Source organism: Brachybacterium tyrofermentans (assembly GCF_039526165.1).
Taxonomy (GTDB): Bacteria; Actinomycetota; Actinomycetes; order Actinomycetales; family Dermabacteraceae; genus Brachybacterium; species Brachybacterium tyrofermentans.
The window spans coordinates 13,648-37,966 of the sequence record NZ_BAAAIR010000046.1; the positions used below are offsets into that span (position 1 = coordinate 13,648).

General features: G+C 71.0%; 22 protein-coding genes. 14 read left to right on the plus strand and 8 right to left on the minus strand.

Going from position 1 to position 24,319, the window contains the following annotated elements:
• The first annotated feature begins 14 nt into the window (after window positions 1–14).
• The gene (locus ABD093_RS14185) at window positions 15–1,631 is read left to right on the plus strand and encodes a helicase HerA-like domain-containing protein (protein WP_343925361.1); all 1,617 of its coding nucleotides are present in this window, start codon (window positions 15–17) and stop codon (window positions 1,629–1,631) included.
• A 155-nt stretch (window positions 1,632–1,786) separates the two neighbouring features.
• Here the strand turns inward: ABD093_RS14185 and ABD093_RS14190 are convergent, their stop codons facing one another.
• Entirely contained in the window at window positions 1,787–2,413 is a 627-nt protein-coding gene (locus tag ABD093_RS14190) for a C39 family peptidase (RefSeq protein WP_343925363.1), read from the minus strand.
• A gap of 223 nt (window positions 2,414–2,636) precedes the next feature.
• Entirely contained in the window at window positions 2,637–3,383 is a 747-nt protein-coding gene (locus ABD093_RS14195) for a phosphoglyceromutase (protein WP_193117781.1), read from the minus strand.
• Window positions 3,384–3,454: 71 nt separating this feature from the next.
• Between ABD093_RS14195 and ABD093_RS14200 the strand changes: the two genes are divergently transcribed.
• On the plus strand, window positions 3,455–4,153 hold the full coding sequence (locus ABD093_RS14200; protein WP_343925366.1) for an HAD hydrolase-like protein: 699 nt from the start codon (window positions 3,455–3,457) through the stop codon (window positions 4,151–4,153).
• 82 nt (window positions 4,154–4,235) lie between these two features.
• Here the strand turns inward: ABD093_RS14200 and dtd are convergent, their stop codons facing one another.
• Complete coding sequence (gene dtd / locus ABD093_RS14205) at window positions 4,236–4,661, minus strand: D-aminoacyl-tRNA deacylase (RefSeq protein WP_193117783.1); 426 nt, start codon at window positions 4,659–4,661, stop codon at window positions 4,236–4,238.
• Window positions 4,662–4,749: 88 nt separating this feature from the next.
• A complete protein-coding gene (locus tag ABD093_RS14210) occupies window positions 4,750–6,717 on the minus strand; it encodes a phosphotransferase (RefSeq protein ID WP_193117784.1) in 1,968 nt (655 codons plus the stop codon).
• A gap of 56 nt (window positions 6,718–6,773) precedes the next feature.
• Here ABD093_RS14210 and ABD093_RS14215 point away from each other — a divergent pair, with 56 nt between their 5' ends.
• From ABD093_RS14215 to purM, 7 genes are all read left to right on the plus strand, one after another.
• On the plus strand, window positions 6,774–7,199 hold the full coding sequence (locus ABD093_RS14215; protein WP_193117785.1) for a DUF3151 domain-containing protein: 426 nt from the start codon (window positions 6,774–6,776) through the stop codon (window positions 7,197–7,199).
• A gap of 233 nt (window positions 7,200–7,432) precedes the next feature.
• Window positions 7,433–8,731: an adenylosuccinate synthase gene (locus ABD093_RS14220; protein WP_193117786.1), complete on the plus strand. Its 1,299-nt coding sequence runs from the start codon at window positions 7,433–7,435 to the stop codon at window positions 8,729–8,731.
• 1 nt (window position 8,732) lies between these two features.
• Complete coding sequence (locus ABD093_RS14225; protein ID WP_193117787.1) at window positions 8,733–9,134, plus strand: sterol carrier family protein; 402 nt, start codon at window positions 8,733–8,735, stop codon at window positions 9,132–9,134.
• Window positions 9,131–9,928 carry a copper homeostasis protein CutC gene (locus tag ABD093_RS14230; RefSeq protein ID WP_193117788.1) on the plus strand — a complete coding sequence of 266 codons (798 nt, stop codon included), beginning with the start codon at window positions 9,131–9,133 and terminating at the stop codon, window positions 9,926–9,928. Before ABD093_RS14225 ends, ABD093_RS14230 begins: the two co-directional genes overlap by 4 nt.
• A complete protein-coding gene (locus tag ABD093_RS14235) occupies window positions 9,925–10,440 on the plus strand; it encodes a hypothetical protein (protein WP_193117789.1) in 516 nt (171 codons plus the stop codon). Before ABD093_RS14230 ends, ABD093_RS14235 begins: the two co-directional genes overlap by 4 nt.
• Before the next feature lie 99 nt (window positions 10,441–10,539).
• Window positions 10,540–12,030: an amidophosphoribosyltransferase gene (gene purF / locus ABD093_RS14240; RefSeq protein ID WP_193117790.1), complete on the plus strand. Its 1,491-nt coding sequence runs from the start codon at window positions 10,540–10,542 to the stop codon at window positions 12,028–12,030.
• The gene (gene purM, locus ABD093_RS14245) at window positions 12,027–13,175 is read left to right on the plus strand and encodes a phosphoribosylformylglycinamidine cyclo-ligase (RefSeq protein ID WP_193117791.1); all 1,149 of its coding nucleotides are present in this window, start codon (window positions 12,027–12,029) and stop codon (window positions 13,173–13,175) included. Before purF ends, purM begins: the two co-directional genes overlap by 4 nt.
• 277 nt (window positions 13,176–13,452) lie before the next feature.
• Here purM and ABD093_RS14250 read toward each other — a convergent pair whose 3' ends face one another.
• Window positions 13,453–13,647, minus strand: a complete 195-nt coding sequence (locus ABD093_RS14250; protein ID WP_193117792.1) for a DUF3073 domain-containing protein — start codon at window positions 13,645–13,647, stop codon at window positions 13,453–13,455.
• A 348-nt stretch (window positions 13,648–13,995) separates the two neighbouring features.
• Here ABD093_RS14250 and ABD093_RS14255 point away from each other — a divergent pair, with 348 nt between their 5' ends.
• The 3 genes from ABD093_RS14255 to ABD093_RS14265 all read left to right on the plus strand — a co-directional run bounded on the left by ABD093_RS14255 (window position 13,996) and on the right by ABD093_RS14265 (window position 15,729).
• Complete coding sequence (locus ABD093_RS14255) at window positions 13,996–14,214, plus strand: BldC family transcriptional regulator (protein ID WP_193117793.1); 219 nt, start codon at window positions 13,996–13,998, stop codon at window positions 14,212–14,214.
• Complete coding sequence (locus ABD093_RS14260; RefSeq protein WP_193117794.1) at window positions 14,211–15,173, plus strand: alpha/beta hydrolase; 963 nt, start codon at window positions 14,211–14,213, stop codon at window positions 15,171–15,173. The genes ABD093_RS14255 and ABD093_RS14260 overlap by 4 nt, the downstream gene beginning before the upstream one ends.
• 79 nt (window positions 15,174–15,252) lie before the next feature.
• Window positions 15,253–15,729: a hypothetical protein gene (locus ABD093_RS14265; protein WP_193117795.1), complete on the plus strand. Its 477-nt coding sequence runs from the start codon at window positions 15,253–15,255 to the stop codon at window positions 15,727–15,729.
• A gap of 23 nt (window positions 15,730–15,752) precedes the next feature.
• Here the strand turns inward: ABD093_RS14265 and ABD093_RS14270 are convergent, their stop codons facing one another.
• Window positions 15,753–16,877 (minus strand): lysylphosphatidylglycerol synthase transmembrane domain-containing protein, encoded by a 1,125-nt coding sequence (locus tag ABD093_RS14270; RefSeq protein ID WP_193117796.1) that lies wholly within the window; start codon window positions 16,875–16,877, stop codon window positions 15,753–15,755.
• 61 nt (window positions 16,878–16,938) lie between these two features.
• Between ABD093_RS14270 and ABD093_RS14275 the strand changes: the two genes are divergently transcribed.
• Window positions 16,939–17,274 carry a hypothetical protein gene (locus ABD093_RS14275; protein WP_193117797.1) on the plus strand — a complete coding sequence of 112 codons (336 nt, stop codon included), beginning with the start codon at window positions 16,939–16,941 and terminating at the stop codon, window positions 17,272–17,274.
• 123 nt (window positions 17,275–17,397) lie between these two features.
• Window positions 17,398–20,316 (plus strand): UvrD-helicase domain-containing protein, encoded by a 2,919-nt coding sequence (locus tag ABD093_RS14280; protein WP_343925374.1) that lies wholly within the window; start codon window positions 17,398–17,400, stop codon window positions 20,314–20,316.
• A gap of 7 nt (window positions 20,317–20,323) precedes the next feature.
• On the opposite strand, the gene ABD093_RS14285 is transcribed toward ABD093_RS14280, so the two are convergent.
• Together ABD093_RS14285 and ABD093_RS14290 are read right to left on the minus strand one after the other, a co-directional pair.
• Window positions 20,324–21,430, minus strand: coding sequence for a GNAT family N-acetyltransferase (locus tag ABD093_RS14285; protein ID WP_343925376.1), 1,107 nt, complete (start codon window positions 21,428–21,430; stop codon window positions 20,324–20,326).
• A 57-nt stretch (window positions 21,431–21,487) separates the two neighbouring features.
• Window positions 21,488–24,295 carry a multicopper oxidase domain-containing protein gene (locus tag ABD093_RS14290; RefSeq protein WP_343925377.1) on the minus strand — a complete coding sequence of 936 codons (2,808 nt, stop codon included), beginning with the start codon at window positions 24,293–24,295 and terminating at the stop codon, window positions 21,488–21,490.
• Between the last annotated feature and the right edge of the window lie 24 nt (window positions 24,296–24,319).

A 24,319-nucleotide genomic window follows, 5' to 3' on the forward strand; every position in this document is an offset into this window, starting at 1 on the left:
GGGGGAGGAGCACCATGATGAACACCCAGGACGGCGAGCAGACGCAGGCCGACGGACAGCCCGCCGAGCAGGCGACGGCGGAGCTCAGCGCAGAGGCGACCGCGGTACGCGACGCCTACGCCTTCGAGGGCGGTCGGATCCACCTCGGCGCGATGATCGAGGGCGTGGAGCCGAACCCCGCCGTGGCCGTGAACCTGGCGGTGGGGATGCTGAACCGCCATGGGCTGATCGCCGGCGCCACGGGCACCGGCAAGACCCGCACCCTGCAGGTGATCGCCGAGCAGGCCGCGCACGCCGGGGCCTCCGTGTTCGTCGCCGACATGAAGGGCGATCTCTCCGGCATCGCCGTGCCGGGGGAGGCGTCGGAGAAGCTCTCCGCGCGCGCCACGGCACGCGGCCAGGAGTGGATATCCCGCGCCGCCCCCACCGAGTTCTTCAGCCTCGGCGGCCAGGGCGAGGGCGTGCCGATCCGCACCACGGTGAGCACCTTCGGCCCGGTGCTGATGGCCAAGGTGCTCGAGCTCAACGAGACCCAGGAGAGCTCGCTGGGACTGATCTTCCACTATGCCGACACCCAGGGCCTGGGCCTGCTGGACCTCAAGGACCTGCGGGCGCTGATCCAGTTCCTCACCTCGGACGAGGGCAAGGACGAGCTCAAGGGCATCGGTGGGATCTCCACCTCGACCGCCGGCGTGATCCTGCGCAGCCTGACCTCCTTCGAGGCCTCCGGAGCGGACGTCTTCTTCGGCGAGCCCGCCTTCGACACCGAGAAGCTGCTGCGCAAGGCCGAGGACGGCACCGGGATCATCTCCTGCCTCGAGCTGCCGGGCGTCGCCTCACGGCCGGCGCTGTTCTCCACCTTCATGATGTGGATGCTCGCCGAGCTGTACCAGGACCTGCCCGAGGTGGGCGATGCCGAGGTGCCCAAGCTGGTGTTCTTCTTCGATGAGGCGCACCTGCTGTTCAAGGATGCCTCCAAGGCGTTCCTCGACCAGGTCGTCCAGACGGTGCGACTGATCCGTTCCAAGGGCGTGGGCATCTTCTTCATCACCCAGACCCCGAAGGACGTCCCCGGCGACGTGCTCGCCCAGCTCGGCAACCGGGTCCAGCATGCGCTGCGCGCCTTCACGCCTGACGACGCGAAGGCCCTCAAGGCCACCGCCAGCACCTTCCCGACCTCCGAGCACGACCTGGTCGAGGTGATCCCGGCGCTTGGCACCGGCGAGGCCATCGTGACCGTGATGAGCGAGGACGGCACCCCCACGCCCGTCGCGATCACGGCCGTGCGCGCGCCGGAGTCCTCGATGGATCCGGCCGGGGCCGAGGCCATCTCCGCCGTGGTGACGGCCTCGCCGCTCGCCGAGGAGTACGGGACGCCGGTGGATCGCGAGTCCGCCTACGAGATCCTCGCCGCGCGGGCCGAGAAGGAGGCCGCCGCCGAGGAGGAGGCCCCTGAAGCGCCGGAGGCGAAGAGGTCCGGCGGCTCCTCGAAGGACTCCTCCCGTTCCGCGAAGAAGGATGAGGGAGGCCTGTTCGGCAGTCCTGCCGTGAAGTCGTTCCTGCGCTCAGCCGGCACCGTGCTGGGCCGCGAGGTCACGCGCAGCCTGTTCGGGACCAGGCGCCGCCGCTGACCCCGACCGCGCGCCGCTGACCCCGACCGGGCACCGTTGACCCCGACCGGGCGCTGCTGATCCCGGCTGCAGGCTCCGGCAGCTCTGCTCGCCGTCCACGCACGACAGCCCCCGAGGTGGATCCTCGGGGGCTGTCGCGGATCATCGTGCCCAGCTCACCAGAAGTAGCCGCGCCCCGCGCAGTAGGTCGCGACCTGCTTCGGCGAGAGCCAGTGATGGGACGGAAGGGATGCGGTGAGGGTCGATCCGGCCGGATCCGCCACGCGCAGGGTGCGGGCATCGGCGTCGTACCCGTCGATCGTGACGAAATGGTAGATGTCCGAGGTGTTCCCGCCCCAGTTCGGGTAGTCCCCGGCGACCACCCACCAGTTGCACACCGTGGCGAAGCCGTCGTCGACGTTGGTGGTGGCGCGGTCCCACAGGAGGTCCGCATCGGCATCGCTCGCCGAGGTCCCGGCCATCCACTGATCGCGATAGGTGGCTCCGGCCAGGCGGTTCGTGAGCACAGGGGAGACGGAGCCGAAGTTCGTGCCGTTATCGGTGGTGCCGAGCTCCGCGGCGAGCGTGTCCAGGCTCGGCGGCGTCACCTTCGCGCTCAGGGCGATGGAGACAGCGGTGGGCCCGCAGTAGAAGAAGTTCGGCTGCTCCCGGTAGGTCGTCGGCAGCACCGTCTCACCCGCGGCCGTGGCGGCGGGGGCGAGCGCGGCGGTGCCGAGCCCGGCGGCTGCGGTGAGTCCGACAGCTCGGAAGAATGTTCGGCGGTCAGGTGCGGAGGTGGTCATCGGTGGCCCTTTCCCTGTGCGTCGTCGCGGTGCATCGTCCTGCGGATCTGCCGGATGTGACCGGCACCACGACGCTATGAGACGTCGGCCCGGAAGGGAAGACCGATCGGTCACCTGGCCCGTCCCGGTACGCATCGGCCGGTGCACAGGAGACGGACGACGGGCCCACGATCTGCTGAGATCGTGGGCCCGTCGGGTCACCGGCTCGTGCGAACGGGGAGGACTACTTCTTGCCCTGGTTCGCGACGGCCTCGGCGGCGGCCTTCGCGGCGACCGGGTCGAGGTACCGGCCACCCTTCTCGACGGGCTGGAAGTCCTCGTCCAGCTCGTACACCAGCGGCTGGCCGGTGGGGATGTTCAGGCCGGAGATCTCCTCGTCGGAGATGCCGTCGAGGTACTTCACCAGCGCGCGCAGCGAGTTGCCGTGGGCGGCGATCAGCACGGTCTTGCCGTCGACGAGGTCGGGCTTGATGCCCTCCTCCCAGTACGGCAGGAAGCGCTCGACGACGTCCTTGAGGCACTCGGACTTGGGCAGCTGGTCGCCGAGGTCCGCGTACTGCGGGTCCTGGTCCTGGCTGAACTCGGTGCCGAACTCGATCTCGGGCGGCGGGGTGTCGTAGGAACGACGCCATGCCATGAACTTCTCCTCACCGTACTTCTCACGGATCTCGGACTTGTTCATCCCCTGCAGGGCGCCGTAGTGGCGCTCGTTCAGGCGCCAGTCGCGCTTGACGGGGATCCAGTGACGATCCGCGGCATCGAGGGAGAGGTTCGCCGTCATGATGGCGCGACGTTGCAGGGAGGTGTGCACGATATCGGGGAGGATGCCGGCCTCCTTCAGCAGTGCGCCGCCGTTGGCGGCCTCGTCCCGGCCCTTCTCGGTGAGGGCCACGTCGACCCAGCCGGTGAACAGGTTCTTCGCATTCCAGTCGCTCTCGCCGTGGCGGAGCAGCACGAGTGTGTAGGTCATGAGGCCAGGGTACGCGGGGCCGCTGACCCACGCATATCGTGCTCATCGGCGGGGTCGATAGTGTCGGGGCCATGACTGCTCTCGCGACCGGCCGCTTCGCCGATGTCCCTCTCGTGCTGCTCGACCTGGACGGCACGATCGTCGACTCCGGGCCGGGGATCCTCGAGGCGCTGAGCCATGCCTTCGCCCGGTGCGGCGAACCTCTGCCGCCGCCGGCCGTGCTGCGCACCTTCATCGGGCCTCCGCTGGAGGACTCCTTCTGCGGCACGCTCGGACTGGGCCGGGAGCGCGCGGAGCAGCTGCGGATCGCCTACAGCGCCTACTACCAGCAGCACGGCCTGCTTTCCGCCGTCCCGTACCCCGGCATGCCGGAGCTGATCGGCGCTCTGGTGGCCGAGGGGCGAACCGTCGCCGTCGCGACCAACAAACCGGAGACCAGCGCCCGCACGCTCCTCGCCCACCAGGGCCTCGCCGAAGCCTTCGCGCTCATCGGCGGCACCGACCGGGCGGCGGGCCGAGAGGGCAAAGCGGCGGTCATCGGGAGCGTCCTGGAGCGCCTCGGTGCCACCGCCGATCGCCGTACGCCGAGCGGGATCGACGTCGTCCCAGCGGTCATGATCGGGGATCGCCTCCACGATGCCGAGGGCGCTGCCGAGCACGCTCTGCCCACTGTGCTCGTGGACTGGGGCTACGGCGGAGTCGTGGAGCGAGCCGTCGATCTGCCGCGGGCCCACAGCGTCGAGGCCCTGGGCGCGATGCTGCGCGGGTGACGCGGGTGACGCGGGTGACGCGGGTGACGCGGGTGACGCGGTGGCGGTGGCGACGCGGTGGCGGTGGCGAGTCGGCGGAGCGTCAGGCCTCGACGATGATCGTCACCGGTCCGTCGCCCACCATGCCGACCCGCATGTGGGCGCCGAAGCGGCCGGTGGCCACCTGGACGCCGCGCTCCCGGACCGCTGCGACGACCTGCTCCACGAGGGGCTCGGCCACCCCGGCCGGGGCGGCGGCGCTCCAGGAGGGGCGGCGGCCCTTGCGCACGTCGGCGTAGAGGGTGAACTGAGAGACCACGAGCACCTGCGCGCCGGCGTCGAACACCGAACGCTCGCCCTCGAGGATCCGCAGCTCGCAGATCTTGCGGGCGATCGTGGCGACCTGCTCCGGACCATCCTCATGGGTCACGCCGACCAGGGCCACCAGACCTTCGCCCGTGATCGCTCCGACCACCTCGCCGTCCACCTCGACCTGGGCACCGTCGACTCTCTGAAGCACTGCACGCATGCCCCGATGGTGGCACAGCGGAGGGTGACTCAGCACTGTGCTCCGGAGCGCTGTGCTCCCGAACCGTGCTGCGGTACAGCGCCGCAGGTCAGCGCGGCAGGATCGTGTCGATCCGTCGTTCCTGAGTGGGAGAGTCGTCCCCGCTGTCGCCGCTGTCGCCGCTGTCGCCGCTGTCCCCGCTGTCGCCGCTGCGGGGGAGCGGGATCGGCTGTGTCGAGGGGGGCGAGGGCGGCGGGCCATCCTCGGGCCACGTCGCGGGTGGATCCTGCGGTGCGAGCGTCGGCGCCGGGTTGCTGTGGGGAGCCTGCGCCGGGCCGGACTCCGTCGGCTGCGGCTGCGGCTGCGTCTGCTGCGGGGCCGGAGTCGCCTGCTGCGAGGCCTGCTGCGGAGGAGCTGAGTGCGGCTGCGGTGACGACTGAGGCTGAGGCTGAACGTACGGCTGCTGGGCAGTTGACTGCTGGTGCGGGCGCTGATCGACCGCCTGCTGCAGGGCCTGCTGAGGAGTCCGCTGGGGAGCCCGCTGCGGATGCTGCTGGAGATCCTGCTGAGGATCCCGCTGCGGGGCCTGCTCGCGGGCCAGGTTCTGCGGTGGCTGATGCTGCGGTGGCTGGTGCTGTGCGGGAGCGGAGGTCCCCGCAGGAGGGGCATGGCGGGCACTCGTCGGCCCGTGCGCGGTCGTCGAGCCCTGGGGTGCCGGGCCGCTCGGAGCACTCATCGCCGAGGGTCGGGCCGGGGAGGCGGCCGGGTTCGCCTGCTGCTGGGCGGCCAGGCGCCGGGACTCGGCTGTGCGTGCCAGGCCCACCCACTCCTCGGCCACCCGCACGATCGCCTCGGTGGCGGCTTCCCAGGATGCCTCCTGCTGGCGGTGGGGTCCGGTGGCCAGGGAGAGCACGACTCCAGCGGAGCGCAGGGCGAGCTCGGTGGGATCGACCCGATCGGAGAAGGTCGCGTGCCAGGTGCGGATGGCCTCCTCGACCCGCTCCTGCATGGCGCGGTCGATGCGGCCGGCATTGCCGTAGTCGGCGAGCACGCTGAGATGGGCGAGCAGGCAGGCGAGGTCGTCGGCCCGTCGGCCCGGACCCACGGTGTCGATGTCGAGCACGCCCACCACCTTGCCGCCCGCCACGAAGACCTGGGCTTCGTAGAAGTCGCCGTGCACCACGTCGTGCGGGCGCATGTCCATGCGCTGCTCGAGAGCGGCCAGGCCGTCCCGGATGGTGCGCACGAGGGCATCCAGCCGAGGCCCCAGCGCTGGGACGGAGGAGCTGACGATCCCGGCGTAGAAGTCCACCGAATCGGTCCATGGCGGCCGTAGCTGCACGGTGTACATCGAGGCAGGCAGCCGGTCCAGCAGGGCCACCAGGTCCTCGGCGGTGCATGCCGCGACGCCCTCATCGATGACGGCACGGGACAACGGCCTGCCGGGCAGCTCCTCGAGCACCACGAGACCGTTGTGGTGGGCGATCACCGCGGGCACGGGGACTCCGGCGGCCAGCAGGCGCTGATGGCGGTCCACGATCTCCTCGCTGCGATGAGGCTGCATGACCTTGAGGAACACGGCGTGGCCGTCCTGGCTTGCGCGCAGCACGGCGCGACGGCCGGGGCGGTAGGAGACGACGTCGATGGCGATCGGCGTCGTGGGGTCGAGGCCCAGCGTGACGCCCAGGTCGTGCAGGGTGCGGCCCACGACATCGGGGTAGCAGACCAGGGGCAGCATCGGCAGCCAGGGATCGTGGGGATAGCGCCACACACGCACATTGATGTCGCCATCGGTCATCACGAGCGTCTGCTCGGCGACATAGAGGTTCTTCTCGCGCTCGCCGATGTGGGCGCTCGCCCCGAACAGCTCCTCGCGGGCCGGGGCCTGGGGCCCGTCGAGCTCCGGCCAGGAGACCATCGTCCGGTAGAGCGCCTTCGTGCTGCGACCCGGACGGTGATCGACATGGTCCAGCTGCCAGCTGTGCAGCACGCCGCCGGAGTTGCCGACGGCTGAGCGGAGCAGCCCTCCGGCGCCGGGCCCGGTGAGAAGCTCCGAGCCGTCCTGCGTGTGTGACATAGGTGGTTTCAATCTGGTCCGAGAGGTCATCAGGCGACAGCGCCTACGATGCGTGCATGGCTGATCGTACCGATAACCTCACCAGCGGGAACCTCCTGGGTATCCCGGAGACCCTGCTGCCCGACGATTTCATCGACGTCCAGGTGACCGCGGAGCTCGCCGACGAGGACCCCCGGGTCATCGCCGCCCGCCACCCGGAGTCCCCGATGGTCTGGGCGACCCTGTCCCAGGACGCGCTCTCGGACGGCGACGACGTCGGCGCCTACGCCTTCGCCCGCACCGGCTACCACCGCGGTCTGGACGCGCTGCGCCGCGCCGGCTGGCGAGGCCAGGGGCCGATCCCCGCCTCCCACGCCCCCAACCGCGGATTCCTCCGCGCCCTGGCGATGCTGGGGGAGACCTCCCGCCGGCTCGGCGACGAGGAGGAGGCGGACAGGGTCACGGCCTTCCTGCGCGAGGCGGACCCCAGCCTGCTGGGCTGAGCATCCACAATGCCGAGCATCCGCGGAGCCGAGCATCCTGGGCGCTGAACGCTCCGCCGAGCTGAGCACTCCACGGATCCGACGGGCCGGATGAACCGGCTCGGACCATGCCGGGCCGCCCCACCGGGGCCGCCCGGCATGGCACAGCTCACCGTGCGGGACGTGTCCAGGCGATGCCCTGCCCACGCTTGGTACGATCCACGCGTCCAGATACCGCTCGCCCAGGAGTTGCCATGCCCGCCGTCGTGATCGTCGGAGCCCAGTGGGGAGACGAGGGGAAGGGCAAGGCCACCGATCTCCTCGGGGAGAACGTGGACTATGTCGTCAAGCCCAACGGCGGCAACAACGCCGGCCACACCGTGGTGGTGGACGGTGAGAAGTTCGAGCTGAAGCTCCTTCCCGCCGGCATCCTCTCGCCGCAGGTCACCCCGGTGATCGGCAACGGAGTGGTGGTCAACCTCGAGGCGCTGTTCGAGGAGATCGGCATGCTCAAGGCGCGCGGGGTGGACACCTCCCGCCTGCGCATCAGCGCCAACGCCCACATCGTCGCGTCGTACCACCAGACCCTCGACAAGGTCGCCGAGAGATTCCTCGGCAAGCGCGCCATCGGGACCACCGGCCGGGGCATCGGCCCGGCGTACATGGACAAGATCGGCCGCCTCGGCATCCGTGTCCAGGACCTCTACGACGAGTCGATCCTGCGCCAGAAGATCGAGGGCGCCCTGCGCCAGAAGAACGAGCTGCTGGTCAAGCTGTACAACCGGCGCGCCGTCGAGGTCGACCTGATCATGGAGGAGCTGCTCCAGTACGCCGAGCGCGTGCGCCCCATGGTCGTGGACACCACCGAGCTGCTGAACTCGGCTCTGGATCGCGATGAGGTCGTGCTCATGGAGGGCGGCCAGGCCACGTACCTGGACGTCGACCATGGCACATACCCCTTCGTCACCAGCTCGAACCCGACCGCCGGCGGTGCCTGCATCGGAACCGGTGTGGGTCCCACCCGCATCGACCGGGTGATCGGCATCGTCAAGGCGTACACCACCCGCGTGGGCGCCGGTCCGTTCCCCACCGAGCTCGAGGACAAGTGGGGCGAGTACCTGCAGACCACCGGGGGCGAGGTCGGCGTGAACACCGGCCGCCCCCGTCGCTGCGGCTGGTACGACGCGCTGATGATCCGCCACGCGGTGCGCATCAACGGCTTCACCGACATCGTGCTCACCAAGCTCGACGTGCTCACCGGGATCGATGAGGTCCCGATCTGCACCGGGTACGACGTCGACGGCGTGATCCACCGCGACATGCCGATGACCCAGACCGAGTTCCACCACGCCGTGCCGGTCTACGAGACCCTCCCTGGCTGGAGCGAGGACCTCTCGGAGGCGCGCACCTTCGAGGAGCTGCCGGAGAACGCGCGCAATTACGTGCTGCGCCTCGAAGAGCTGGCCGGGTGCCGCATCAGTGCCATCGGCGTGGGTCCGGATCGGGCCGCCACCATCGTCGTCCACGACCTGCTGCCGGCGACGACCCGCTGACGTGGCGACTCGTCGTACCGATCCGGAGGCCGGACGCGCCGCCCTCGCCTCGTGGGCCGCTGCGCCGGAGGCTCCGCGCTCCGTGCTCGCCCCGGCCGTGAGGCACACCCTCGAGCTCTTCGCCGAGGAGCACCCGGGCGGGGCCGTCGAGCTGCGGGTGCCGCCCTTCGCCGCGGTCCAGGCGATCCCCGGTACCCGGCACACCCGGGGCACCCCGCCAGCCGTCGTCGAAACCGATGCCGGGACCTGGCTCGCCCTCGTGACCGGAGATCTGACCTGGGCTGATGCCGTCAACGGCGGTCGGGTCCGAGCGAGCGGGGAGCGCAGTGATCTCACCGAGCTGCTGCCCCTGATCGGCCCCCGTCGTACTGTGCGCGCCGCCCGTGATCAGGAGTCCCGATGAGCATCCAGGTGGAGATCGCCGTGCAGGACCTCGCCGGACTCGAGGTCGCCGCACTCGGCGGAGCCGACCGCGTCGAGCTCTGCGTGGACCTCGCCCGGGGCGGGCTGACCCCGCCGCCCGAGCTCGTGGAGGACTGCGTCCGACGCGCCACGGCGCTGGTCGCCGCCCGCGATGCGAAGCCTCATTTCGAGGTCCATGTGCTGATCCGCTGCCGCGCCGGGGAGGACGACTTCCTGGGTCGGCCGGCGGAGTTCGCCTTCTCGCCCGATGAGGTCGAGCTGATGGCCCGCCAGGCGGAGGAGTCGATCACCGCCGGAGCCGCCGGAGTCGTGATCGGCGCCCTCACCCCGCAGGGTGCCCTCGACGTCCCCGCCCTCGAGACGATCCGCGACGCCGCGCTGCAGGCCGGGCAGTCCGCGGTGCGGGGCGTGACCCTCACCTTCCATCGTGCGGCCGACGCCCTGGCCGGGCGCGAGGAGCGCGCCGAGGCCGTGCGCACCCTGCTCGGTCTCGGGTTCCATCGCGTGCTGACCTCGGGCGGGGCTGCGAAGGCCCTCGGCGGCGCGGACGACATCGCCGCCATGGTCGAGGCCGCCGACGGCATCCTCGACATCTGCGCCGGGGGCGGGGTGCGCCCGGCGGACATCGCCGACCTCGCCCAGCGCAGCGGCGTCGCCGACGTGCACCTCTCGGCCCGCCGCCGCTCCGGCTCCCCGGTCGAAGCCGGAGCCCCCGATACCCCGACGGACCCGGCGATCATCGCCGCCGCGGTCGACGCTGCAGGAGGATTGTGAACGACACCCAGGACCCGCCGAACGACACCACCGACACCAGCGCCGACGACGGCGCCGGGGCCACCTCGGCGAGCATCGCCGCGGAGAGCACTGCTGGTGCCGCTCATGGTGCGGACACCGCTCATGCCGCTGGTACGGCTGACGCCGCTCGTGCGACTGATGCGGCTGATGCCGCTGACGCTGCTCCTGCGGATGACCCGACTGATGCCGCTGACGCTGCTCCTGCGGATGACCCGGCTGATGCCGCTGACACGGCCGACGAGAGCGAGGGGAGCACCAGCTTCTACGTCCGTCGCAGCCGGGTGCCCACACTCGGGTTCTGGGTGGCGCTCGCGATCGCCATCCCGATCGTGGTGGCCCTCGTGGTCTCACCCTTCCTGAACTTCGGCGACCTGACCGCGGTGGCCAACTTCGTCCTGGTCGCCGCAGTCTTCGTGGGGATCCCGCTGGCCGCCGTCGCTGCCGCGGTCGACGCATTCCGGCACCGTTCCTCGCGGCGAAGAGGTCGCTGAGCAGGGCATGCATCGCTCCTGACCGGCAGCTCGCCCGCAACCGGCCCGAGAGCCCGGACGAGAGATCGTGGGGAGCCCTCGCTGTGGCATCATGTCCACGTGGCACGCGGCGACGGAAAACTTTCCCATGACCTGCTCCCCGGGGAGAAGGGCCCACAGGATTCCTGTGGGGTCTTCGGCGTATTCGCCCCCGGCGAGGACGTCTCCAAACTGACCTACTACGGTCTCTACGCCCTGCAGCACAGGGGACAGGAATCGGCGGGCATCGCGACCAGCGACGGCTCCCAGATCCTCGTCTACAAGGACATGGGGCTCGTCTCGCAGGTGTTCGACGAGGCCTCGCTCGAGGCGCTCCAGGGGCATATCGCGATCGGGCACACCCGGTATTCCACGACCGGCGGCTCCGTCTGGTCCAATGCCCAGCCCACCCTCGGTCCACGACCCGAGGGCACGGTCGCCCTCGCGCACAACGGGAACCTCGTCAACACCGAGGAGCTCCTGACCCTGGTCGAGGAGCGCCAGGGCAAGCCGCGCAACGGCGAGCTCGCCCGCGGCAACACCACGGATACTGCGCTGGTCACCGCCCTCCTCGACACCGAGGGCAGTCTCGAGGACGCGCTGCGCGAGCTCATGCCGCGCCTCGTCGGCGCCTACTGCTTCACCCTGATGACCGAGACCACCCTCTATGCGGCGCGCGACCCCCAGGGGATCCGCCCGCTCGTGCTGGGTCGCCTGGACCGCGGCTGGGTCGTCGCCTCCGAGACCGCGGCCCTCGACATCTGCGGCGCGAGCTTCGTGCGCGAGGTCAAGCCCGGCGAGATGATCGTGATCGACGAGCAGGGTCTGCACAGCGTGCAGGTCATGGAGTCCAAGCCCAAGGGATGCGTCTTCGAGTACGCGTACCTCGCCCGCCCGGACACGAACATCGCCGGCCGCAGCGTCAACGAGGCCCGCACCGAGATGGGTCGACAGCTGGCCCGGGAGCACCCCATCGAGGCGGATCTCGTGATCCCGACGCCCGAGTCCGGCACGCCCGCCGCGATCGGATACGCCCAGGAATCGGGCATCCCCTACGGCCAGGGGATGGTCAAGAACGCCTACGTCGGCCGGACGTTCATTCAGCCCAGCCAGACCATCCGCCAGCTCGGCATCCGCCTGAAGCTCAACCCGCTGCGCGAGGTCATCCAGGGCAAGCGGCTGGTCGTCGTCGACGACTCGATCGTGCGCGGCAACACCCAGCGCGCCGTGGTGAGGATGCTGCGGGAGGCCGGCGCCGCCGAGGTCCACGTCCGGATCTCCTCGCCGCCGGTGCGATGGCCCTGCTTCTACGGGATCGACTTCGCCTCCCGCGCCGAGCTGATCGCCAACGGGCTCGGCCCCGAGGAGATCGCCCGCTCGCTCGGTGCGGACTCCCTCGGCTACATCTCCGAGAAGGGGATGGTCGACGCGACCGAGCAGCCCGCCTCGGCGCTGTGCACCGCCTGCTTCTCCGGGACCTACCCGGTGGCGCTGCCCGATCCCGTCGCCCGCGCGCAGGGGATCCTCTCATCGGGCGAGAACCACACCACCGCCGTCGGGAAGGACGCATGAACACCACGGACCCCACCGCCCCCGCCATCACCTATGCCGACTCCGGGGTGGACACTGCCGCCGGGGATCGCGCGGTGGAGCTGATGAAGGAGGCCGTCGCCGCCACGCACGGCCCCCAGGTGCTGGGCGGGATCGGAGCCTTCGCCGGCCTCGTGGACGTCAGCGCGCTGAAGGACTACCAGCGGCCGCTGCTGGCCTCCTCGACCGACGGGGTCGGCACGAAGATCGCCATCGCCCGCGAGATGGACATCCACGACACGATCGGCCGCGACCTCGTGGGCATGGTCGTCGACGACATCATCGTGGTCGGGGCGGCGCCCCTGGCCATGACCGACTACATCGCCTGCGGCCAGGTCGTGCCCGAGCGGGTCGCGGACATCGTGCGCGGCATCGCCGAGGGCTGCCAGCTCGCCGGCTGCGCGCTCGTGGGCGGCGAGACCGCCGAGCATCCCGGGCTGATGGCCCCCGAGGATTACGACGTGGCCGGTGCCGCCGTCGGTGTCGTCGAAGCGGATCAGCTGCTGGGCCCCGACCGCGTGCGGCATGGTGACGTCGTGATCGGGATGGACGCCTCCGGCCTCCACTCCAACGGTTTCTCGCTCGTGCGGGCCGTGATCGCCGCGCAGGGTCTCGCCCTGGACACGCATGTCGACGATTTCGGCCGCTCGCTGGGCCAGGAGCTCCTCGAGCCCACCCGTATCTATACAGCCGACCTCCTCGCCGTGCTCGGCGATGAGCGGAGCCAGGGCGCGATCCATGCGCTCAGCCATGTCACCGGCGGCGGGCTCGCCGCCAACCTGGCGCGGGTCATGCCGCGCGGACTCGCGGCACGGGTCGACCGTTCGACCTGGGAGCCGGCATCGGTGTTCGCCCAGATGTCCCGCTGGGGCTCGGTGCCCCAGCTCGATCTCGAGGGCACGCTGAACATGGGAATCGGCATGGTGGCGCTGGTCGGCGCCGACCAGGCGGACTCCGTCCTCGCGGTGCTGGCCGAGCGCGGTCTCGGCGCACGGGTCATCGGCGAGGTCATCGGCGAGGATGCGCTGCCCGAGCCGGGGACCCCGCTGGAGCAGGTCATCACGGGCGCCAAGGGCGTCGAGGGCGGCGCCGTGCTGCTGGCCTCCCAGCACCCCGGCTGGGCCTGAGCCCCTCCGTCCCGTCGAGTGGCGGGGACCCGTCATGCTGCCGGCCCTGCCGTGTAGCCGGGTCCCGCCACGTCGCGGGGCCCTGGCCGCTGTCTCCCGGGTCCGTCAGCACAAGAGCCCGCACCACGATCGAGGGCCGACCCCATGGGGTCGGCCCTCGATCGTGGTCACGGTTCCAGCTGCTGCCGTCCGAACCGGAAGCGGTCTCGGTGCTCTCGGCCCGCTGCCGGGTGGACATGCTCCGGATGCTGCAGGGTCGTCGCTCGCCGAAATGCTGTCAGCGTCGGTACGCGGACGGGGCGTCGTCGGCCCAGTCGTCGCTCTCCTCAGCCCGGTCCTCGCCGTCGGTGGAGCTTCCGCTCCGCTCGGACTGCAGCTCACGCTGCAGTGCCGTCAGGTCCGTCGGCGGGCTGTAGTACTTAAGGTCCCGTGCCACCTTGGTGTGCTTGGCTTTCTGTCGGCCGCGACCCATGGATCTGACCCCCTGTGCGTCGGCTGCCGGGTGTTCTTGTCGACCCGGAAGATGGCATTCATTCGGAATCCAAGAGTACATGCATGCACTCGCTTCCGGCGAACCCTGAGGTCCCGGACGTGCCCGACATCCCTTCTGAGGCGCCCGTCGGGCAGGTTCCACGGCTCCACATCGTGGTCACGCGGAGGGCAAGATTTTGCAATTGCCCTATAGTCACCGTCTAAGCTGACGACCTAGTGCCTGGGACGAGAGATCGAGACCCATCGGACCTCCTGCGGGAGTACGGATGAGATCGTCGAGGCCCTGAGGTGCGATTTGCTCGACGTTCCGCTGAAAGGCCGCCCGCACATGAATGGATCCCCGGATCAGCCGCACGAGGGTTCCGCCCCGAGCGCTGAGCTGTTGACGCCAGCGCAAGTCGCCAAGATGTTCCATGTCGACCCCAAGACGGTCACGCGCTGGGCACAGGCCGGCAAGCTCACGTACATGCGCACCCTGGGCGGGCATCGCCGATACAGCCGTGACGAGGTCGTCGAGCTGCTGCGGGAGAGCACCGAGGGCGAGTGACCCCGGACCGGGTCCTGGGCGACGGCTACACAGCTCAACAGCTCGACCTGGGAGCGGACTCCGAGGGACCGGTCATCGCCACCCTGATCCATCGCGAGCGGGCCGCGGCGGACACTGCGGAGCGCGACATCGACTCGGCGTCCAGACCGCCGATACTCGTGATGCACGGCTGGTCGGACTACGTCTTCGACCGCGGCCTGCTCGAGCACCTCGGCACCCGGGGGCACGACGTCTGGGCGTTGGACCTGCGCAAGTACGGCAGGAGCCTGCTGCCAGGGCAGACCCCCACCTCGATCGACCATCTCAGCCGCTATGACCGCGAGATCGGTCAGGCGCTGCGGATCATCGGGCCGGGCACGCCGCCCGTGCTCCTGGCCCATTCCACCGGCGGGCTCATCGCCGCCCTGTGGGCGCAGCGTCGGCCGGGCACGGTCCGGGCCCTCGCACTGAACTCCCCCTGGCTCGAGATGCACCTGGGGCCGGGCGCGCGGACGCTCGCCGACGGCCCCGTCAGGCTGCTCGCGGACAGGCTGCAGCACCGGCCGATCCTGCCGCCCGGATCCACCCACTTCGCCCGCACCACCCACCGCAAGTACGGCGGCCAGTACGAGTACGACCTCGACTGGAAGCCGGAGCGTGGTCATCGGTTCCCGGCGGACACGTTCGCGGCGGTGATCGACGGGCAGAAGCGGCTGCGCGCCGCAGGTCCGCTGCCGATCCCGGTGCTCGTGCTGCATTCCGCACGCACCCGGATCGGTGCGAAGTTCACCGAGGAGATGCGCCGCGCCGATTCGGTGCTGGACGTCCGCTCCCTCGTGCACGCCGCGCGCGGGCTCGGGCCCGACGTGAGGATCGAAGCGGTCGACGGGGCCCGGCACGACGTCTTCCTCTCCGACGCCGACGCCCGGGCCCGCTCCCTCCACTTCCTGGAGGACTGGCTGGAGACGATCAGCTCCTGAGCGCCTACGATGAGGTCGCTCCTGGGCACCGGGTGGACGGTGCCGTCGGCACCGGGAGTCGCAGGGGAGGAGCTGCCGGATGACCTCGGACCCACGACTGCTGCGCGATCAGGCGGGCGCACTGCGCCATGGAGCCGATCGGCTCACCCTGCTCCGTCTCCGGCTCGCGACGGTGATCGTCGAGACCACCCGGGCGGAGGACGTCCGCGTGCGGCGCATCGGGGGCGGGATCCACGAGCAGTGGTCGCGGCGGGAGTACGTGGAGCTCGGGCGCCTGGCGACCTCTCTGCGCGGGGCGGCGAAGCTGCTCGATGCGGTCGCCGTGGAGGGGGAGCGCACCAGCGGCCGCCGGCTGGGCGGGTACTCCGGGGCGGGCTTCCTGGGCCGCGGGGACGACGCGCATCGGCACGTCGGGGCGGTGTCCGGATTCGTGGGGACGACGCATGGCGCCAGCATCGGCGGCTTCCCCCTGGTGCCGGGGCTCGCCGGGGCGGAACCGGTGCATCCTTCGCACACCCTCGGGATCGCGACCCCGGACTACGACGACGAGGACTGATGGCGGGTACCTGAGCGCGCCGGTCAGCGTGCGGGGCGAGCGGCCTCGGGGAGCAGGAAGGACAGGACGGTGGACACGGCGCCGGCGAGCAGCGGCACCACCAGGGTGGTCACCAGCATCAGGAGCATCGTCGCGGCAGCGTCCGCCGCGCCGACACCGAACGCCACCAGCGCCGCCGCCCCGACAGCCTCCGAAATCCCCGCACCTCCCGGCGTGATCGGCACCAGGGCGATCAGCCGGCCCAGCGCGAACACCGCGACGCTCAGCAGCAGCGGCACCTCGGCACCGACGGCCCGGATCGCCAGCAGCAGGGCAGCCCACTGCAGCACGCGCGCCGCGCACGTCGGCGCCAGCAGCGCGACCGGGTGGCGGCGCAGCATCGTCACCAAGGCATCGCGCTGCACGAGGATCACGGTGGCGATCCGCTCCGGCACGAGATCACCGAGCCGAGCGATGATCCGGGCGAGGACCGACCTGCGCAGCAGGATCGTCAGGAGTGCCAGGGCGATCACGGCGCCCAGCAGCGCGATCACGGCCGCCGTGATCGCGCCGGGCAGCGCGATCCCTGCCGGGCCGCTCGCGGATCCGGCGGCATAGGCGCCGAGCCCGACCAGCGGGACGAGGAGCGAGGTGATGACCATCTCGACGAGCGAGGCCGCGACGATTCCGGTGAGGATCACGGGGATCGCGAGACCCGCACGGCGCATGATCCACCCCAGCAGTCCCAGGCCCAGGACGGAGCCGCCCGGCAGGGCGAGCCCGAGCCCGCTCGAGGCCGTGTGGCCGAGCAGCGCGGAGGGGTAGCGGGAGCCAGTCACCGCCGTGCGCACCGTGAGCGCCTCGAGGGCGAGGACGCCGAGGCCCAGCAGGGTGACGGCGGGGAGCGCCCAGGCGGGGGCCGCGGTGAGCGTGCGCACGATCTGCGACCAGCTCGCACCGCTGGCCCAGGGGAGGGCGAGGGCGAGCACGACGACGACCAGCAGCAGCGACAGGGAACCGGTGACGATCTTCCCGACCGGGATGCGGGGCCGGACGTCGAGGTCGACGTCCGCGGGGATCCAGTCGGGCGAGTCGCCGGAGCTTGGGTCCGGGGACCTATCGGGGACAGGTTCCGGGGTGGTCGGGGAGCCGTCGGAAGCCGCTGACATGCGGTGATTCTCGCATGCTTCCCGGAGCGATCTCCCAGGCCCCTCCACGTATCGTGGAGCCATGTCCTTCGTGATCTCGCTCCTTGTCGTCCTGCACCTCCTCTGCTGGGCCGTGGCGCTCGGCACCTGGGTCGCGGCCGCCCGCACGCGCGTCCCGAACCCGGGGATGCCCCACGCCGTCGCCGGAGCCCTGGTGCTCGGCATCGTCCTGGCCGTCCTGGTCTCGATCGACGGCGATGCGAACCACATGAAGCTCGGCATCAAGCTGCTGGTCGCCGTGGTCGCCACCGTCTTCGCCTACATCGCGAAGAAGAAGGGGCCGGAGACCTCGTCCCTCGTCTGGTTCGGCATCCCGACCGCGATCGTCGCGAACGTCATCATCGCCGTCCTCGTCTGATCCACCTCCCGGTCGAGGCAGGGCGGTGCACGTCGCCGAGCCTCCTCCCCATCCTGATCCGTTGTCCACACGGGGCCCGGCGGCGTTCGCGCTGTCGGGTCCCGTGCCTATCCTGGGGACCTCATGAGTTCACTCTTCGACGACCTCTCGCTGCCCGACTCCTTCCGCCGCCTCGACGGCGTGACGGTCACGCCGTCGACCCCCGGCGCGGGGCCGACGGGCACGGACCGCGATGCGCAGCGCCCGCCGCTGGACGAGGCGCCGTCGCCGGAGGATGCACCGCTCGACGACGACGCACCGCCGGAGGAGGACATCCCCCCGGAGGACGACGCCCCGCCCGAGGAGGAGCCGCTCTCCGGAGCGGCACGGTCAGCGGGCGATGAGCGGCGGATGTCGCAGGCGCCGGCAGACCTCGACGAGGTGCCGCATCCTGCCGACCGGGTCGAGCCTCCCGTCGCGCCGCGTCGCACCGGGGGATGGGGTGCCGCGGATCCGGCGGTCCTCAGCGAGCTGACCGAGGGGCTCAATCCTGCCCAGCGGGAGGCCGTGGAGCACCGCGGCAGCCCGCTGCTGATCGTCGCGGGCGCCGGATCGGGGAAGACCCGGGTGCTCACCCGCCGCATCGCCCATCTGCTGCGCGCCGGTGAGGCGATGCCCGGCGAGATCCTCGCGATCACCTTCACCAACAAGGCGGCCGCCGAGATGCGCGAACGCGTGGAGGAGCTCGTGGGGCCCGTGGCCCGCAGCATGTGGGTCTCCACCTTCCACAGCGCCTGCGTGCGGATCCTGCGCCGCGACGCCCAGGCCGCCGGGCTGAAGAGCTCGTTCACGATCTACGACAGCGCCGACTCGCTGCGGCTGATCACCACGATCGCCAAGGACCTCGAGCTCGATACGAAGAAGCACGCCCCCCGCGGGATCGCCTCGCGCATCTCCTCGCTGAAGAACGACCTCACCGATCCGATCGACTTCGCCGACCAGGCGGAGAGCTCGAAGAACCCCTTCGAGAAGACGCTCTCGCGGATCTACACGAACTACACCGAGCGTCTGCGCCAGGCCAACGCCGTCGACTTCGACGACCTGATCGGCCTGACCGTGACGCTGCTGCGCGAGAATCCGGGGATCCGTGAGGGCTACCGGCGCCGATTCCGCCACCTCCTGGTCGACGAGTACCAGGACACCAACACGGCGCAGTACCAGCTGGTGCGGGAGCTCATCGGGGAGGACCCGCGGGCGGATCTCACCGTGGTCGGCGACTCCGACCAGTCGATCTATGCGTTCCGCGGAGCGACGATCCGCAACATCGTCGAGTTCGAGAAGGACTTCCCCTCGGCGGCGACGATCGTGCTCGAGCAGAACTACCGCTCCACCCAGAACATCCTCAGCGCGGCGAACTCCGTGATCGAGGAGAACGAGGGGCGGCGCAAGAAGAACCTGTGGACCGATCAGGGGGCGGGCGACAAGATCACCCTCTACGTCGCCGACGACGAGCAGGCCGAGGCCAGGTACATCGGCCGGCAGATCGATGCCCTGGTCGACGACGGCCGCTCCGCGGGGGACATCGCGATCTTCTACCGCGCCAACGCCCAGTCCCGGGCGCTCGAGGATCAGCTGATCCGGATCGGGCTGCCCTATCGGGTGGTGGGCGGCACGCGCTTCTACGAGCGCCGCGAGATCAAGGACGCGATGGCGTACCTGCGGGTGCTCGCCAATCCGGCCGACGAGATCAACCTGCGCCGGATCCTCAACGTCCCGAAGCGGGGCATCGGCGACCGGGCCGAGGCCGCGATCGCCATGCTCGCCGAGCGCGACCGCCTCAGCTTCGGCGAGGCGCTGCGCCGGGCGGACGACGCCCCGGGCATCGCCACCCGCTCTCTGAACGCGGTGCGCACCTTCGTCGCGATGCTCGATGATCTGCAGGAGATGGCCCGGCGCGGCGACGGGCCGGCGGAGCTCCTCGAAGCGATCCTGCAGAGCTCGGGCTATTACGCCGAGCTGCAGGGGAGCGATGACCCGCAGGACGAGTCCCGGCTGGAGAACCTCGCCGAGCTGGTCAGCGTCGCCGCCGAGTTCGAGGCGCAGACCGAGGCGGCCGACGCCGCGGCCAGCGAGTTCGAGGCTCTCTCCGAGGATGCGGACGACGCTGAGGGCTTGGAGGGTGCGAAAGACGCAGACGACGCGGACGACGCGGACGACGCAGAGTCTGCGGAGGATCCAGCAGGCACGTCGGGCGAGGATGCCACGGCTCCTGAGACCGATCCGGCGCCCCCCGGCTGGGACATCGCCCCGGACGCGGCACTCACCGCCCCGGAGGATCCTGAGGCGACCCTCGTGGATCGGTTCCTGGAGAAGGTCGCCCTGGTGGCTGATGCCGATCAGATCCCCGGCTCCGAGGACCAGTTCGTCACGCTGATGACCCTGCACACGGCGAAGGGACTGGAGTTCCCGGTCGTCTTCCTCACCGGCATGGAGGACGGCACCTTCCCCCACAACCGCACCCTGGGGGACCCGGATGAGCTGCAGGAGGAGCGACGCCTGGCCTACGTGGGCATCACCCGTGCCCGCGAACGGCTCTACCTGACACGGGCCCAGATGCGCGCCATGTGGGGCCAGTCCCAGTTCATGCCCGGGAGTCGTTTCCTCGACGAGATCCCCGAGGAGGTGCTCGACGTGGCCCGCGCGGGATCCAGCCTCAGCGGTGCGGGTCTGGGCGGATACGGACACGGCGCCGGATCCGGCGGGAGCAGCTTCGGGGGCGGCTACCGCTCCGGGAGCCAGCGCGGTCCGTCGTTCAGCGGTGGCATCGGCGGAGGCCGCAGCGATGTGAAACGGCCCAGCCTCGGATCCGGCCGCAAGCCCACCGCGGTATCGGACCTCCCGCAGCTCACCGTCGGGGACCGCGTCACGCATGACTCCTTCGGAATGGGCTCAGTCACGGAGATCGCCGGCCAGGGGGAGAAGACCCAGGTGGAGGTGCAGTTCAAACCGCCCCACGGCACGAAGAGGCTGCTGCTGCGCTACGCCCCGCTCACGAAGCTCTAGGCGGGGCTCACAGGCCTCCCAGGCCTCCCAGGCCTCCCGGGCCTCCCAGGGCTTCCGGGGCCACCGGGGCCACCGCGCTGCCTTGGGGGTCAGGGGAGTCCGACGAGCTCGGAGGCGCGGACGGCGCGACCAGCTCGACCTCGATCCCCTCCGGGTCCTCGGCGTACCAGGCCGCGTGGTCCGGACCTCCGGCATGCGGGAAGGCGTCGCTGAACAGCTCGCGCCAGCCGTGCTCCGCCGCGCTGTCCCGGATCGCCTCGAGCGCGGCCCGGGTCTGCACGGAGAGCGCGATGTGGTTCATCCCCGGGGCACGGCGCTCGGAGCGCTCTCCCACCACATCCGGGGACTGCTCGAGCACGATGTACGAGCCGTCGCCGTGGCGCCAGATGCGACCGGTCTCCCACCCCTCCACGTGCTCCGCCGCCCAGCCGAGAGTCGTCAGCAGCCAGTGCCAGGCGGGCTCGGCAGCAATGAGGTCCGCGGTCCACAGCTCCAGATGATGCACGCCGGCACCAGCGGCAGCGCCAGTGCCAGTGCCAGGCCCGGCGTCGGCGCGGGTGTCGGCAACGGCGACCGGGGCGAGGGCGTGGGGTGACTGCGACGCCTCGGCCACCAGGTCACGGGCCAGGATCTCGGTGGTGGATTCGATGGTTCCCGCAGAGTACGCAGCGGTGACGCCCGTCGGACGGTAGCCGAGGTGTTCCCAGAATCCACCCGCCCTGTCCGCGTTCGTGGCGACCACACCGGCTCGCAGGCGTCGGATCCCGCCGTCGGCGCGAAGCTGGGCGAGGGCGCTGTCGTGCAGCAGGCGGCCCAGCCCGCGCCCGTGCGCCGTGGAATCCACGAGCAGCAGCCCGATATGGGCAGTCGCCGGCTCCGGCCAGTGGACGATCACGTCGCACAGCCCGCGCACCGTGCCCTCCCCGTCGCACAGACCCAGTACCCACTTCGCCAGGGGATCCACCTGGGGCGGCCGGGCCGTGAGGATCTCTCGCGCATCGCCCTCCGCCACCTCCCGTCCCCGCACCGCACGGGCGTACTCGGGGGAGCGGAGCAGCAGCGCGTGCACAGCGTCGGCATCATCCACGGTCAGCTGTCGGATCGTGAAGGGCATGCGGGCAGTCTAGAGCGGAGCGGCGGATAGGCAGCCGGGCCGCTCGACGGGAGAGGCCTACGCGGAGACCCGGATCAGTGCCCGTGCGCCGCGCTCCATCTCCACCACGGAGTGGTTGACGGCCGTGTAGGTGCCGGGCTCCTCGAAGACCATCTCCACGAACCCGCCCTGGGCGGCCGAGAGGTCCAGCACCTGGGAGCCGCCAGCGGTCTCGGAGTCCGGGCGCAGCAGGTACTCGCCCTCCGCGAACACGGTGTCGAACACCGCGCCGACCACATGGAACGAGATCCCCCGGGACGGGCCGCCGGCCACCACCCACAGTCGTACCCGTTCGCCGACCTTCGCGACGAGCGGCTCCTGCACGTACTGGGTCGCGTGCCCGTTGAACACGGTCGCATCGGGACGCTCCGCCGCGATCTTCGCCGAGCTCACCGGGAGGGCACCCTCATGCATCGCCGCCTCGGCTCCCGGGGCTCCGGGAGGAACCAGATAGTGCTCGGACTGCACGAGCACGTACTCGCGGTCCGCGGCCGCGAGATCCGACGGCGGCACGATGAGCGCGCCCATCATGCCGGCGGCCATGTGCACACTCATCGGCATCGTCGCGCAGTGGTAGAGCCAGGCCCCGGCATGATCGGTGGTGATCGCGTACTCCAGGCTCTCGCCCGGCAGGATCGTGCGCATCACCCCATCCGGGGAGACCCGACCGGCGTGCAGATCCAGCGAATGCCCCATCGACCCCCGGTTGACCAGGTCGACCGTGAGGCCGGCACCGAGCTCCGAACGGATCACCGGACCCGGCACCGTGCCGCCGAAGGTCATGGCATCCATGACGACGCCGGGGGCGATCTCGGCCGCGACCTCGGTGATCTCGAGGGTGAGCCGCTGCGCGGCGCCGCTGCTCTCCGGAAGGCGGGCATCGCACACCGCATGCTCGGCGCCGGAGAATGCCTGCAGATCGAGGGGAACCCGGGTGAGGTCGTCGACCGCGGCGGCCGGAGCCCCGGCATCACCCGGCGACGACGAGCCGCCGATCACGGTGACCTGCAGGACCATGCCCATCGCCCGATGCCCGACGATCGAGCACCAGCCGTCGACGTCATGGCCGATCACCCCGGCGTCAACCGTGGCCGTCTCGCCCGGGAGCAGGCGGCCGGAACCGACTCCCGAGGCGAGCACCAGATCATGCACGTCGTGCTCATCGTCGTTGTGCAGCTCGATCACCAGGGAGTTCCCGGCCGGGACCTCGAGCACGTCGGGCGTGAAGCGCATCTCCGCCATGCTCACGGCGATCGTCGTGGTCTCGCCGGTCGGCGCGACGGGCCCCTGCGGTGCCCGTGGTGTCCCGGTCTCCGCATCGACTGCTGCGTCGCGTCGATCCAGGGAGCCGCCGAGCGCCGTGACGCCGAGCACCGAGCCGAGCCCGATCAACGCACCGGTCAGGGCCCGGCGATCCACCGGTCGGGCGGCCGCGGCCCCACCGGAACCGGTCGCGCTCGAGCGGCCGACGGGGACCGACCCCGCAGAGGCTCCCGTCGGTGCGCTTCCCGTGGTGGGCGGGCCGACGGGGACCGCGCCGCCCGTCGGTGCCCCGATGCCCGGCGTCGGCAGCGGCTCGTGGCGCAGCCGGAGGCTGCTGCGCACCATCAGGATCATGAGCACCACGAAGCAGACCAGCACCGCGAAGGACAGCAGCGCGACCAGCACCCGGGACAGCGACCCGAAGTCCGCGGCCCGGGCGGTGCCCAGGGTCAGGGCGGAGAAGAGGGCGTCGGCGCCCGCACCGCCCGCCGGGGCGAGCACGAGCAGCGCCACCGCCAGGTTGTAGGCGGCCACGCGCGGCACCGCGAACCTGCTCATGATGGCGAGCGAGGCCTTCAGCACGCGCGGTCCGCCGCCCATGGTCACCGGCAGCAGATAGCTCATCGCCCCCAGCAGCACCTGCAGCAGGAATCCCGCCACGAAGGGCACGGTGAACTGCTGGATGTCGGCGGCGAGCAGCGAGCTCGGCAGCAGCTCGCCGCCGGATCTCCACCACGTGGCCAGCAGGGCGAGCAGGGTCAGAGCGAACCAGAGCACGCCGGCGGCGATCGAGAGCATCGGGAACCGAGGGAGGGGCACCTGCCGCTCCTGCCGCGCCGAGCGCACGGCCACCCGCACCAGCGCGGCGGCGAGCCAGAGGAACGAGACGAGGTAGACCCCCAGGAACGAGACCCCCAGGAGCGTCGAGCCGACGAGCGCCCCGGCGACCGCACCCAGGACGCCGCCGAACATCCCCAGCAGACCCGCGGCTGCTCGGCGGGCGAGGGGCAGCTCGATGCGCGTGCGCAGCACCGTCGGCCACAGGGTCAGCAGCGTCCCGGACACCGTGATCCCCACGAAGCCGAGCACGTTGACGACCTGATGGGCGAGCAGCAGACGACCCTGCCAGGGCTCGCCGGGACCGAACGCTAGCGCCACCCCGATCCCCGCCCCCACCGGCAGCAGGGAGGCGGCCCCGATGTACGCCTTCACCGTGAACTCGAAGCGCGGGGCGATGGCCGCCTTGACCTGCAGACCCAGGGAGGCGGCGTACCAGACCAGCGTCGCCGAGACCATCACGGCACCGAGGAGCACGAGCCACGGCCAGCCCGGCAGCATCCCGGCGATCGTCACCACCACGCCGGTGGTGAGCAGGTAGCTCCGCGCCACCTGCCGAGCCCGGGACTCAGCCGCCATCCGGGTCTTCAGCAGCGCCTCGGTGAAGTGCTGTCCCCACACCATGATCGAGGTGGTGATCAGGCCCAGGGTCACCATGTGCACCAGGAGCCACCGCGCCTGCGGGATCCACTGATGGACGAGCACCACCACGATCAGGGCGAGCATCCACCACATGATCGGTCGGCTCGC